At 69.3% G+C, this 13,836-nt stretch carries 8 protein-coding genes; 4 read left to right on the forward strand and 4 right to left on the reverse strand.

Annotation, left to right across the window (positions count from 1 at the left end; translation table 11 throughout):
• Positions 1 to 184: 184 nt before the first annotated feature.
• The 3 genes from ASD84_RS11965 to ASD84_RS11975 all read left to right on the forward strand — a co-directional run bounded on the left by ASD84_RS11965 (position 185) and on the right by ASD84_RS11975 (position 8,323).
• A complete protein-coding gene (locus ASD84_RS11965; protein ID WP_156391797.1) occupies positions 185 to 6,910 on the forward strand; it encodes a choice-of-anchor P family protein in 6,726 nt (2,241 codons plus the stop codon).
• A gap of 140 nt (positions 6,911 to 7,050) precedes the next feature.
• Entirely contained in the window at positions 7,051 to 7,872 is an 822-nt protein-coding gene (locus tag ASD84_RS11970; protein ID WP_200954499.1) for a lysophospholipid acyltransferase family protein, read from the forward strand.
• Positions 7,873 to 7,876: 4 nt separating this feature from the next.
• Positions 7,877 to 8,323 (forward strand): SRPBCC family protein, encoded by a 447-nt coding sequence (locus ASD84_RS11975; RefSeq protein WP_056710303.1) that lies wholly within the window; start codon positions 7,877 to 7,879, stop codon positions 8,321 to 8,323.
• 31 nt (positions 8,324 to 8,354) lie between these two features.
• Here the strand turns inward: ASD84_RS11975 and ASD84_RS11980 are convergent, their stop codons facing one another.
• Positions 8,355 to 8,984, reverse strand: coding sequence for a glyoxalase (locus tag ASD84_RS11980; protein ID WP_056710305.1), 630 nt, complete (start codon positions 8,982 to 8,984; stop codon positions 8,355 to 8,357).
• Positions 8,985 to 9,073: 89 nt separating this feature from the next.
• On the opposite strand from ASD84_RS11980, the gene ASD84_RS11985 reads away from it, so the two are divergent.
• Complete coding sequence (locus tag ASD84_RS11985; RefSeq protein WP_200954500.1) at positions 9,074 to 10,072, forward strand: zinc-binding dehydrogenase; 999 nt, start codon at positions 9,074 to 9,076, stop codon at positions 10,070 to 10,072.
• Positions 10,073 to 10,097: 25 nt separating this feature from the next.
• Here ASD84_RS11985 and ASD84_RS11990 read toward each other — a convergent pair whose 3' ends face one another.
• The 3 genes from ASD84_RS11990 to ASD84_RS12000 are packed head-to-tail and all read right to left on the reverse strand — an operon-like array spanning position 10,098 to position 13,825.
• Positions 10,098 to 11,075: a zinc-binding dehydrogenase gene (locus tag ASD84_RS11990; protein WP_056710308.1), complete on the reverse strand. Its 978-nt coding sequence runs from the start codon at positions 11,073 to 11,075 to the stop codon at positions 10,098 to 10,100.
• Positions 11,076 to 11,118: 43 nt separating this feature from the next.
• Positions 11,119 to 12,693, reverse strand: a complete 1,575-nt coding sequence (locus ASD84_RS11995) for an AMP-binding protein (protein ID WP_056710309.1) — start codon at positions 12,691 to 12,693, stop codon at positions 11,119 to 11,121.
• A gap of 1 nt (position 12,694) precedes the next feature.
• Complete coding sequence (locus ASD84_RS12000; RefSeq protein ID WP_056710311.1) at positions 12,695 to 13,825, reverse strand: DUF5938 domain-containing protein; 1,131 nt, start codon at positions 13,823 to 13,825, stop codon at positions 12,695 to 12,697.
• Positions 13,826 to 13,836: the final 11 nt, after the last annotated feature.

Raw genomic sequence — 13,836 nt, forward strand, 5'->3', positions numbered from 1 at the left:
AAATTCTGAAGAGCCGTCACCAAATAACACATCGCGGACGGCGCCGCAAGGGGCAGAATCGAGGCTCTCGCATCGGCGGCTGCCCGCGTAGCGTCCACGAACAGTGCCGGATCTCTGTGCACTGGCCCAACTCAGACCTCGGTCGGTCTGATGTGTTCTCGGGGGGCATTGTTCCAACCGAGTCATGGGGGCTCCGAACATGCGTGCGTTGCGACTTCTTCTTGCCGGGGCCATCTCAGCCGCTGGATTGACCGCCGTCGTCGCGCCACCGGCGGTCGCCGCGAACGCCACCGTCAGTGGCTTCTCGCAGTGCTCCAACGGCACCGGTACGGCGTTGACGTGCGCCGGCGGCTGGATCAACGGCGCCATCCAGAGCAGCAACTCCCACTTCAACGAGGACCAGGTCGTGCCGCAGCGCGCCGTCCTCTCGTTGCCCGCTGACAATGCCGAGCACTCCCTGACCTTCACCTACCAGGACCGCAAGGGGAGCGTGCACGCCTACGACTCCCTCGCGACGTGGAACAAGACCGTCTCCGCCGCCGACCCCTGCCAGAGCCTGTCCGCGAGCCTGTGCTCGGCCGCGCCGTCGACCATGCCCATGGCCACGGACCCGGCGCTCAACATCCCGCCTGCCGCCGCCACTCTCTCGACCGCCGTCGCCGCCCACCAGCTCCCTGCGGCCGACCGCCTGTGGACGCTGTACGGCGGCGTCCTGACCAGCGACGCCGTGATCTCGCACAGCTCCCCGGCCGCCGGTGACGACCTGGTCACCGTGACCGTCCGCTTCCGGAACGCCACTCCTGCGGTGGCTCGCGACGTCGTACTGCTGTTCGGCGGGCACCTCGCCGTCGGCGGGCCGAACACCCTGCCGCGCGCCTGGGGCCAGAACCTCGGCGCCAGCTCGGTGAGCGGTGGCCCGTACGCGTTCAAGCTCGAGCAGATCGACGGCGGCTCCACGGGCGCGACCGCCAACACCATCCAGGCCAGCGCGACAGGCCCCGTGCCGCCGCCGGCCTTCACGATCACCAAGACGGCCAGCCCGACCACCGCCACCCCCGGCCAGACGGTCAACTACACGGTCACGGTCAAGAACAGCGGTGGTCAGGCCGGGTCCACGACGTTCACCGATGACCACGCGGACACCGTCACGCCCTCGGCCGTGACCAGTACGCCGTCCGGCGGCACCTGTGTCGCCGTCACCACCGGCAACAAGGTGCTCAACTGCACCACCTCGAGCATCGCCGCTGGCTCCTCCCAGGTCTTCATCTACTCCGCGGTGATGCCCGGATCCTTCACGTCGGGCGCCGGTTCCGGCGGTTGCGGGAGCGGCCTGTACCCCGTGGCCAACACGGCCACCCTCACGGGCGCGAACCCCGCCGTGGGCGCGCTCCCGGCCACGGCAACGGTCTGCGTGAACGCATCTCCCCAGTTCACCGTCACGAAGGTCGCCAGCAACCTGTTGCCGAGCGTCGGCCAGACGATCACCTACACGATCACGGTCAAGAACACGGGTACGGCGTCCGGCTCCACCACCTTCACCGACGACTACGACAACCGGCTGGACCCGGCGGCTCCGGGCGGTTGCTCCAAGGCCGGCGGCGTGTTGACGTGCACCACCAACCAGCTGGCGCCCAACGCGACCCAGGACTTCAGCTACAGCGTGGTCCTGCCCGGTTCCTTCGACGGCAGCGACCACACCGGTTGCGCGGCCGACCGCTATCCGGTGAAGAACACCGCCTCCATCGGGACGACCAGCACGTCCGTCGTCACGGTCTGCGTCCTCGCGGCCGTCAAGTTCACCGTGACCAAGGTCGCCGACGACCTGACCGCGACCCCGGGACAGCTGATCCAGTACACGATCACGGTCAAGAACGAGGGCACCGCCGCCGGGTCGACGACCTTCACGGACAACTTCGACGACCGGCTCTCGCCGAGCTCTGCGACGTCGGTGCCGACCGGCAACAACTGCTCGCCGACGACCACGGGCGACAAGGTCTTCACCTGCACCACCGGAACCATCGCCGCCGGCCAGTCGCAGACCTTCACCTACACCGCCGCCATGCCGACGACCTTCTCCGGTTCCACCGGAGCGTGTGGAACGGGCTCCTACCCGATCGTCAACAACGTCACCCTGGCCAACAACCAGACGAACGGGGTCACCGTGTGTGTCGGTGCCGGCCCCAACTTCACCATCACCAAGGACGTGGACGACAACACCCCGGAACCGGGTCAGACGGTCACCTACACCCTCAAGGTGAAGAACACCGGCTCGGCAGAGGGATCCACCAGCGTCACCGACACCTACGACCCCCGGATGCAGGTGAACCTGGCGACCGGCTGCTACGCCTACGGCTCGACCGACAGCTTCACCTGTGGGATCGGCAACATGCTGCCGGGCGCCACGGTCACCATCACCTACACGGCGGTGGTCCCCTCCAGCTTCGGTCCGACCTCGGGTGGTGAGCCGTGTGCCGTCGGGAGCTACCCGATCAAGAACACCGCGACGGTGCTGAACGGGCCCAGCGACTCGGAGACCCTCTGCGTCGCGGCCGCGCCGAACCTGTCCGTGACCAAGACGGTCAACGACACGACCGGCGTGCCGAACCAGGTCCTGACCTACACGATCACGGTCAGGAACACGGGCACCGCCGCCGGCACCACCAGCTTCGTCGACAACTTCGACGACCGGCTCTCCCCGACCAACATCACCCGGACCCCGAACACGGGCTCCTGCACGGTCGTCGGTACGACGGCGAAGACCCTGAACTGTTCGACGGGCGTCATCCCGGCCGGTGAGCAGCAGGTCTTCACCTACCAGGTGACCCTCCCGGCGACGTACGACACGGAGAACGGCGAGGGCTCCTGCGACCCAGGCACCTACCTCGTCGCGAACCGCGTCAACCTCGGCAACGGGTTGGGCAGCGCGGGCGTCGACGTGTGCGTCACCGCCGCGCCGCACTTCCTGGTCGAGAAGTCGATCGACAAGTCCAACCCGGCACCCGGCGAGACCGTCACCTACACGATCAAGGTGACCAACGACGGCACGTCGTCGGGCGCGACCACCTGGTCCGACGACTACGACAACCGGCTGTCGCCGGGCAGCGCAACGTCCACCCCCGCGGGCAACAACTGCACCCCCGCCGCAGGCGCGTTCACGGCCTGCCAGACCGGCGTGATCAAGGCCCTCGGACAGCAGACCTTCAGCTACTCGGCGAAGATCCCGGACACCTTCTCCGGGAGCACCGGCGGCTGCGCACCGGGCACCTTCGAGATCTACAACAAGGTCGTGCTCGGCAGCGGAGCCCAGGACGACGTCTCCCTCTGCGTCACCGCAGCGCCTGACTTCGACGTCACGAAGAGTGTCGACGACACCGACGTCGCCCCCGGCGACACAGTGACCTACACGCTCACCGTGGAGAACAACGGCACCAGCTCGGGCTCGACGACGATCGTCGACGACTACGACAACCGCCTCGACCCGAGCACTCCCGGTGGCTGCACGAAGGGCGGCGGCAAGCTGACCTGCACGACGGGCACCATCCTCGCGGGCGGCAACCAGGTCTTCACCTACACCGCCGTCATCCCGACCTCCTTCACCGGAGAGGACGGTGCCGGCGACTGCGATCCGGGTGAGTTCCAGATCGTGAACAGCGTGACCGTCTCGGGTACGACGGCCGCCGACAGCGTCGAGCTCTGCGTCCCTGCCGCCCCTGACTTCTCCGTGGTCAAGACGGTGAACGACACCACCGTCGGCGCCGGCGAGCTCGTCACCTACACGGTCACCGTCAAGAACATCGGCAAGGCTCCCGGCAGCACCACGTTCGTCGACAACTTCGACGACCGCCTGGCGCCGTCGTCCGCGGTGTCGACGCCTGCCGGCAACGACTGTGCACCGACCGTGTCCGAGGGCAACGAGCTGTTCGACTGCGACACCGCCTCCCTGGACCCGGGCCAGTCCCAGAAGTTCGTCTACTCGGCCGTGATGCCAGACGCCTTCACCAACGAGGACGCGACCTGTGCGGGTGGCGGCTTCGCCGTCGTCAACAAGGTGTCCGTCGACAGCGACACCAGCGATGAAGTCACCATCTGTGTCGCCGCTGCGCCGAAGTTCACCATCACGAAGTCGCCGAGCTCCTCCACGGCGATGCCGGGCGGTTCGGTCGGCTACGACATCACCGTCAAGAACATCGGTACGGCCGAGGGCTCGACCACCTTCACCGACCAGGCGGAAGCGACCATCACGTCCACGCCGGAGGGCTGTGACCTGGTCACCGCCCACTCGTTGAGCTGCACCACGGAGTCCCTCGAGGCCGGCGAGAGCCAGCTGTTCGAGTACGACGCCACCGTCCCGGCCACCTACACCGGCGAGCCGGACGTCGAGGACTGTGACCCGCCGGCGTACCCGGTCCGCAACCGGGCCCGGCTCGCCAACGGTGACGTCGCCGACGCGGTCGTGTGTGTCGGGGCGGCCCCGGACTTCACCGTCGAGAAGACGGTGGACGACGCGACCGGCGTACCGGGCCAGACGGTCCACTACACGCTCACCGTCACCAACAACGGCGCTGCTGCGGGCGCGACCACGCTGGTCGATGACTACGACAACCGGTTGACGCCGACCGTGCCCGGCGGCTGTACCGCCGCGAACGGGCTCCTCACCTGCACCACCGGCGTGCTCCTGTCCGGCGGACAGCAGCAGTTCAAGTACGACGCCGTCCTGCCCGCGACGTACTCCGGCACCTCCGGAGTCGCGCCGTGCCAGACGGGTGAGTACCCGGTCGTGAACTCGGTCCGGATCGACGGCGAGCTGGTGGCCGAGAAGACGGTGTGTGTCGCGGCGGCCCCGAAGTTCACCGTCGACAAGTCGGCCGACGACGTCACCGCGACGCCCGGCCAGGTCATCACCTACAAGGTGACGGTCAAGAACACCGGATCGGTCGCCGGCTCGACCACCTTCACCGACGACTACGACTCCCGCCTGTCGCCGTCGGTGCCCTCGGAGTGCACGGCCGCGGGTGGCGTGCTCACCTGCGAGACGCCTGTCATCCAGCCCGGCACCGAGGCGGTCATCACCTACACCGCCGCGATGCCGGCCAGCTTCACCGGACCCTCGGGCCTGGGTGACTGTGCAACGGGATCCTTCCCGGTCGCGAACGGCGTGCTGATGGCCAACGGGACCAACGACGCGGTCACTGTCTGTGTGGCAGCCGCCTCGAAGATCACCCTGAAGAAGACCTCCTCGGTCGACAACCGCCCCAACGGCGACCAGGTGCTGACCTACACGATCAGCTGGGTCAACAACGGCCCCGCCGAGGCCTTGCAGGTGGTGCTGACCGACGCCATCCCGGCCGGGACGCAGTACGTGTCCTGCACCGACGGGTGTTCGGTCGCCGGGTCTCCCGCCACGGCGACGTGGAACCTCGCTCCGATCGCTCCGCTCGGTGGCAGCGGCTCGGTGACGCTGGTGGTCAAGCTCGTCAGCAACCAGGTCTGCACCGTCCCGAACACGGCGAAGATCAAGGTCGGCGCCGAGCCGGTGATCAGCTCCAACCCGGTGTCCGACAACGTCACCCCGCAACCGGACCCGTCGACCGGGAAGTCGAACGGCGCCGCCATCGGCGTCCAGGTCAAGACCTCCGGCATCCTGACCCTGATCACGGGCCTGGCCAATGCGGTCATCAGCAACAACAGCACGGTCGCCATCAGCAACGCCTCGAGCAGCCAGACGGGTCTCGGGGGTCCGACCACGAACAGTGACTCGCTCCTGTCGCTCAGCCTGGGTGGACTGCTCACGGCCGGGGTCGTCAGCACGACGAGTTCCAGCTCGGTCACGGCAGCTCCTGCGGAGGCCCGGCAGACCACGACGGCAGAGGTCGCCGGTGTGTGCCTGGTGCCGGTCGCGGGACTGTGCACCGTGCAGACGGGCACGGTCCGGGCGGTCGCCTCGACGTCCGCGAACGGGTACTACGCCACGGCCACCTCGACCGGTTCGACGATCCAGGACCTGAAGATCGCCGGACTGGCGACCCCGGTCGACCTCAACCAGACCACGACGATCCCGCTGAATCCACTGGTCTTCGGCAAGAACAGCTATGTCGCGATCAACGAACGGACGTCCTCGACCGGCCTCTCGGGCGGCAAGTACGTCGCTGACCAGAGCGTGGCGATGATCCACGTGAAGATCACCGGTCTCCTGCTCGGGGTCCAGGCGGCGGAGATCTACGTGGCCAAGGCAACGGCGCACAGCGAGTTCGGCAAGACGCTGGTCTGCAGCGGTGCGGCGACCCGCTCGGTGAGCGGTCACGCCTACACCGCACGCGTCTACACCGGTCCGCTGCTCGCCGACCTGCTCCAGGGCTACGTGCAGATCTCGCCCCTGGGTGGCTCGGAGAGCGAGCACGTCGCTGCGGTGGCGCTGCCGGCCGGTGGCGGAATCGTCGGTGCGAAGGTGGCCGACAGCTCCAGCTCCGGCTCGTTCAACTCGTCGGCGGCCACGTCGACCAGCTGGGCCGAGGTCGCAGGCGACGGGACGAAACCGGTCTGTGTGCTGGGCTGCACCGTGACGGCGACTGCGGTGAGATCGCAGGCCAGCTCGAACGCCACGGCGAGCGGGTCGACCTCTACCTCCGCAGGGACGTCCCTGGCCAACCTGAAGGTGGGTCCGCTACCCATCGCCGCGAACGTGGCACCCAACACCACGCTTGTCGTGCCAGGCATCGGGTTCATCATCCTCAACGAGCAGTTCTGCGACGGCGGTGGCGCCGCCAACGGCAGCTGCTCGGCGGCCGGCCACACCGGGATCACGGTCCGCGCCCTGCGGGTCGTCGTGACCGTGGCCAACAACATCCTCGGCCTGACCCCGGGCATCGAGGTCGTCGTCGCCGAGGCGCACGCGGACACCACCTACCAGTAGGTGATCCCAGTACGTGGTGAGGAGCGGCCGTACCTGGGGGGACGGCCGCTCGGAACGGGTTGAGCCAGGTGCCCACGTGGTACGTCACTCCGCGCCTGTCGTCTCGTTGAGCGCACGTGGCCGGCAGCAAGGATTCCCCCGTGGGCAAGAGCCGACTGCTGAAGGCGCCGCGAGCCGACCTCAGCGGGCGTGATCCGGTCTTCATCCGGCGGATGCTGCCGCGGCTGTGGCTGGTGGCCAGCGTGTGGTTCCGGGCCGACGTCGAGGGACTCGAGAAGGTGCCTGACGAGCCGGTGCTGTTCGTCGGCAACCACAGCGGTGGCGCGGGCGTGCCGGACACCTTCGTCTTCCTGCTCGCCTACAACACGTACATGACCGTCGAGGGCCGACCGCTGTTCTCGCTCGGGCACGAGATGGTCACGTCCCTGCCCGGCGTCGGTGCCTTCGCCCGCAAGTTCGGCGTCGTCACCGCCAGCCCGCGCGCCGCGGCCGACGTGTTCGCCCAGGACGGGTCGGTGCTGGTCTATCCCGGCGGGGACGTCGAGGCGCTGCGCCCGTGGCGCGACCGCCACAAGATCGTTTTCGACGGACGCAAGGGCTTCCTGCGCCTGGCACACGAGAACGGCGTGAAGATCGTGCCGGTCGTCGCGACCGGCGGCCAGGACACCTTCTTCGTGCTGAACGACGGCCGCAAGACCGCCAAGCTGCTGCGCTTCGACAAGCTGCTGCGGGTCAAGACACTGCCGATCTCGTTCAGCATCCCGTGGGGCTTCCTGCCCGGCGACCTGCCGCACGTGCCGCTGCCCGCCAAGATCCGGATCCAGGTGCTCGACCCGATCGACCTCACCGAGCGGTTCGGCGACCAGCCCGACTGGGACGACGCGTACGACTACGTCACCAGCGTGATGCAGGCCGGGCTCTCGACCCTGGCCGCCAAGACCGTCCTCCCGGTGCTCGGATGATCCGATGAGCTCCACGGCCACGGTCGCCGCCGTCGTCCGGCGGCCGCGCGACGAGGTCTCGGCCTTCGCCACCGACCCTGCTCGGGTGCTGCCGCTGATCAGCGGGTTCGGCCGGTTCCGGTTCATCGGGCCGCTGGACGAGCCGGAGCACGAGGAGTGGGAGGCGTTCCTCGACGTCGGCACCCTCCACATCGGGGGCGCCGTCGACGTCGACCGGACCGCCGACCACCACCTCGCCTGGACCGCCCTGCGGGGTACCCGGCACACGTTCGACCTGACCGTCGAACCGGACGGCCCCGACAGCTCGCTCGTCACGATGACGATGACCATCAGCCTGTCCGGCCTGGTGATGTCGCGGATCGCCGAGCAGTTCGCCCGCGGCATCATGGGCCGGCACCTCGACGCCGCCCTGCAGCAGCTGCGGCACCACCTGGAGTGGGAGCAGGGCTGAGTTGACGCGTGGGGTCGACCCGCGGGGTCCCTCAGGCGCTGGCTTCCCAGACGAATCCGTCCGGGTCGCTGAACGGACCCGCGGAGCCCGCGAGCACGATCCGGTGGGAGCCGGAGCCCTCCTCGGGCACGCCCACGTCCTTCGCCAGGGCGCGGCGGCCGTAGAGCGCGAGCTTCAGCGGGCCGGAGCCGGCGTCGAACTCGACGTACTTGCGGCCGTAGCTCTTCGCGACCGTCAGGCCGCGCTCGACGTAGAACCGCTTGGTCGCGGCGACGTCGGTCGCGCCGAGCAGGAGCACCAGGTCGTCGTACTCCTTCGACGTGGGGGCGGTGTCCTTCTTGTTCGACGTGGCGACCTTCCAGATCGTCCCGTCGGGAGCCTGTACGACGCCGCCGTACCCCCAGAACGACTTGGCGACCGGCTTCAGGACAGTCGCGCCAGCGGCCACCGCGGCGTCGATGAGGGCGTTGACGTTGGCCGGCTGGGCCACCGTGAGGGAGAGGGAGAAGCCACGGAAGCCGCTCGTGGCAGCGTCGGTGGCGCGGAAGTCGATCTGCGAGTCGAAGCCGAACGCGTCGGCGTAGAAGGCCCGTGCGGCGGCCGGGTCGGCCACCTCGAGGGTGAGGGCGGACAGTGTGGTCTGGGTGTCGGTGGTGTTCATGTCCTCGACGTTAGGTCCGGCGCCACCGGTCCTGCTTCTCGATTCCTGACCGGCTGGAATCGAAACGCGTCGGCGTGGGTTCTCCTCCCATGACGACGGAGCAGCCGACCGGCACGATGCGCGCAGTGGTCCTCGACGCGGCGCCCGCTCCGCCCGAGGGCCTGATCATTCGTGAGCTGCCGATCCCGCAGCCCGCGGCGGGCGAGGTGCTGATCCGGGTCCGCGCCTTCGGCCTGAACCGCTCCGAGCTGCACACCCGGATCGGGCTGGCCCACGGCGTCACCTTCCCTCGCGTCCTCGGCATCGAGGCGACCGGCGAGGTCGCCGCCTGTCCCGGAGGAGAGCTCGCCGTCGGCCAGCAGGTGGTGGCGATGATGGGCGGGATGGGGCGCACGTTCGACGGTGGCTACGCGGAGTGGGTCGTCGTCCAGGTCCAGAACACGATCGCGATCGACACCGGTCTCGACTGGGCGACGGTCGGCGCGATCCCCGAGATGCTGCAGACCGCGCACGGTTCGCTCACCATCGGCCTCGACGCGCAGCCGGGCGAGACCCTCCTGGTCCGCGGCGGTACGTCGTCCGTGGGCCAGGCCGCGACGATCCTGGCCAAGCAGCGCGGAATGACGGTGGTCACCACGACGCGATCGCCCGCGCGGGCACAGCTGCTGCTCGACCTCGGCGCCGACCACGTCGTCATCGACAACGGCACCATCGCCGACGAGGTCCGCGCACTCTTTCCCGACGGGGTCGACCGGGCGCTGGAGCTGGTGGGTGCGCCGACCCTGCTCGACACCCTCGCCACCGTCCGGGTGCACGGCGTCGCCTGCATGACCGGGATGCTGTCGAACTCGTGGACGCTGCCGGACTTCTACCCGACCGGTGACCTGCCGCGGGGCGTGTGGCTCGCGGGTTATTCCGGCGGCGCGGGTGACCTGCCTGCCGCCGTACTGCAGGGCTATCTCGACGATGCCGCGGCCGGGCGGGTCCACGTGCCGATCGGCCACGTCTACGCGTTCGACGAGATCGTGCAGGCCCACCGGGACCTGGAGGACGGGACCTACGCGGGCAAGCTCGTCGTCCTCACCTGACCTCTGACCGCCTGCCGCGAGCCCGTCAGGGGCGCAGCAGGACCTTGCCCTTGCGGCCCGGCTCGCCGTTCGCGGCGGCCGCGGCCCTGACCTCGTCGAACGAGTAGATCGTGTCGACCGGCAGGGTCAGCGCGCCCGAGGCGATCCGCTCGATGAGCTCGCCGAACAGCGCGCGGCGCTGCTCGGCGGGCATGGTCTGGCTGACCGTGCTGCCCCAGAATCCCTTCACGGTGGCCTGCTTGAAGATCAGGTCGCCGGACGACAGCTCCATGGTCGGCGACTGCATCGCGCCGAACACGACGAGCGTCCCGTTCTCCGCGAGCAGGGAGAGGACCTCACCGCTGGCAGGTCCGCCGACCGAGTCGACGCCGGCCTTGATCGGCGCGCCGCCGGTCAGCGCGCGCACCTGGTCGGCCCAGCCCTCGGTGTCGGTGGCGACCACGTTGGTGATGCCCTGGTCGGCGAGCTCCTCGACGCCGGCCGCCCGGCGCACGAGCCCGACGACATGGATGCCGCGGGCGGCACCGAGCTGGGCGACCATCCGGCCGACCGCTCCGTTGGCGGCGTTCTGGACCAGCCAGTCACCAGGGGCGAGCTCGAGCGACTCGAGCAGGCTGATCGCGCTGAACGGCATGGAGACCAGCTGGGCGGCAACCTCGTCCGGGATCGCGTCGGCGACCGGGATCAGGCCGCCCGCCTTGGCGATGAACAGCTCCGACCACGCGCCGAAGGTGCCGCCGCTCGCGACCCGCTGTCCGACCTGGAACCTGTCGACACCCTCACCGACGGCGTCGATGACGCCGACCGCCTCGGTGCCGGCCCGCGCCGGGAGCTCGGGCTTGAAGCCGTAGGAGCCACGGATCGTCCAGAGGTCGTGGTTGTGGATCGCGGCCAGCAGGGTCCGCACCCGCACCTCGCCGGGACCCGGCTCGGGCACCTCCACGTCCTCGACGCCGAGGACCTCCGCAGGATTGCCGAACTCGTGGTGGATGACAGCGCGCATGGAGCCATTGCAGCACGCAGGGAAAGGCTCAGTCACTGGCACGTCACTTGGCCGCGAGCTGTGCCTTGATCTCCGTCTTCAGCACCTTGCCGACCCGGGACCGCGGCAGGTCCGGCCACACCTCCACCTGCTTCGGCGTCTTCACGCTGCCGATGCGCGACTTCACGAACGCCTGCACCTCCGCGACGTCGACGTCCTCGCCGGGACGGAGCTGGAGCACGGCGGTCAGCCGCTCGCCCCACTTCTCGTCCGGCAGGCCGATCACCGCGCAGTCCGCGATCGCCTCGTGCGCCATCAGTGCCTGCTCCACCTCGGTCGAGTAGACGTTGAACCCGCCCGTGATGACCATGTCCTTGGCGCGGTCGACGATGAAGAGGAATCCCTCGTCGTCCGGCTCGTTGCTGAGGTAGCCGATGTCGCCGGTGTGGTGCCAGCCGTGCGCTGACGCCTCGGCGGTGGCCTCGGGGTTCTTGTAGTAGCCCCGCATCACCAGCGAGCTGCGCACGACGATCTCCCCGCGTTCGCCCCGTTCGAGCAGGCGGCCCTGCTCGTCCATGATGGAGACCGTCACCAGCGGGGCCGGCCGCCCTGCTGATGACAGCCGTTTGTGAGCGACCGTCCCGTCGGCGCGGAAGTGGTCGCGTGGCGCCATGGTCGAGATCATCATCGGCGCCTCGGTCTGCCCGAAGAGCTGCGCCATCACCGGGCCGATCCGGGTCAACGCCTCCTCCAGGCGCCGCGACGACATCGGCGCGGCGCCGTACCAGAAGCACTGCAGGGACGAGAGATCCGTCGACTCGAGCGCCGGGTGGTCGAGCACCATGTAGATCAGCGTCGGTGGCAGGAAGGTGTGCGTGACGCGATGCTCCGCGACGTGCGCAAGGAAGCCCCCGACGTCGGGTTGGCGCATGACCACGATCGAGCCACCCTGCGCCAGGACCGGGAAGCAGAGCACACCGGCGGCGTGGGTCAACGGGGCGAGCGCGAGGTACGTCGGCCGCGCCGGCGCCTCGGGCCACGGGTAGCCGATCAGGGTCAGCGCCGTCATCGTCTCGATGTTGGTCCCGGTGAGCATCACGCCCTTCGGGCGACCGGTCGTGCCGCCGGTGCCGACGATCAGGGCGAGGTCGTCGTCAGCGGCCGGGGTTTCGAGGCTCGCTGACGCTCGCACCTCAACCACCGGCTCGGTGTCGAGGAACTCCTCCCAGCCCAGCGCCCACTCGAGGTCCGCGTCGAGGCAGACCAGCGTGGTGACCCGGGGCAGGGCGCCTCGGATCTCGTCGACCAACGGGGCGTACGACGCCTGGAACACCAGGACCGAGCACTCGAAGAGGTCGAGCAGGTCGCGGTTCTCGGCGGCCTCGTTGCGCGGGTTGATCGGGCACCACACCGCGCCGGCGAGGCTGATGCCGAACACGCAGGTGAACGCGACCGGGTCGTTGGACGCGAGGATCGCGACCTTGTCGCCGGGAGCGACTCCGCGACCCGCGAGGGCGGAGGCGATCCGCCCGGCGAGGCCACGCACCTCGTCGTACGACCACGTCCGCCCCTCGCAGACCAGGCAGGGTGCGTCGCCTCCCAGCGACGCACCCTTGTCGAGGTGGTCGACCAGCCTCACGTCAGCCCTCGGTGGTGAGGACCGGCTCGGCCACCAGGCCGAACGCCCGCAGCTGTCCGAGCAGCTCACGATGGCCGAACGCCTTGCAGCCCGAGGCGAAGCCGACGCGCAGCGGCGGCTGCTGGAGCAGCGAGTAGGCCGCGTAGGCCTGCAGCAGCCCCGTCTGCTTGTAGTTCTGGTTGCCGTGGATGACGCAGTGCGCGCGACCCAGCGGACCGGAGGCGTGCACGGAGTCGAGCGACTTGTTGAGCCGTGGGTTCTCCCGCGGCGGCATCTGGTTCATCACCTGGGCGGCGGTGGCGGCGAGCGTGGCGTCGCGGTCCTCGTCGGACATGTCCTTGGTCGCCTCGATCGCCCCGGCCACGATCTGCGGCACCCCGTGCATCAGCGCCGCATTGAAGACGCCGCCCTGTGCCTTGCAGTTCGCGACGCGGGGGTCCTTGCGGTACCAGACCGGGTGCGACGTGCCGCCCCACGGCAACGAGAGGGCGAGCTCGTGCTGGCCCGGGACGACGAGCGGGACGAGGCCCTGGGTGGGGTCGAACTCGACGTAGGCGTTCTGCGCGAGGAAGTGTGCCTTGGACGTCGCCGCGTTGACGAGGATCGTCTGGGTCGAGGCGATCGTGGGGGAGCCGCCCCAGAACACGGCGATGTCGAGGGTGTCGAGGCCCGGCTTCTCCAGGCACAGCTCGGCCGCGATCTCCCCAGTCGTGTACATCTGGGCGAGACCGGGGGAGAGCAGCAGCCCGGCTGCGGCGAAGTCGGCGCCGTACTGCTCGTCGCAGGTGATCAGCCAGTCCTGTTCGCCCGTCGTGTCGAGGTAGTGGACGCCGGCGGCGAGCGCCGCCTCGACCACCTCGGGTCCGTACTTGCTGAACGGGCCGACGGTGTTGCACACCACCGCGGCGCCACGGAAGAGCTCGGTGAGGGCGGCGACGTCGTGCTCGACGGCGACGACCTCGTAGTCGGCGGTCTCGATGCCGGCCACGTTGGACTCCATCGAGGACTTCAGGCGGCCCTCGTCGCGGCCGGCGGCGATGAACGGGACGCCGAACTCACGGAGGTACTCGCAGATGAGGCGACCGGTGTAGCCGGAGGCGCCGTAGACGATGACGGGCAAGCTGTTGCTCATGGAAGGTCTCC

It is taken from the genome of Nocardioides sp. Root682, assembly GCF_001427795.1.
Taxonomy (GTDB): domain Bacteria; phylum Actinomycetota; class Actinomycetes; order Propionibacteriales; family Nocardioidaceae; genus Nocardioides.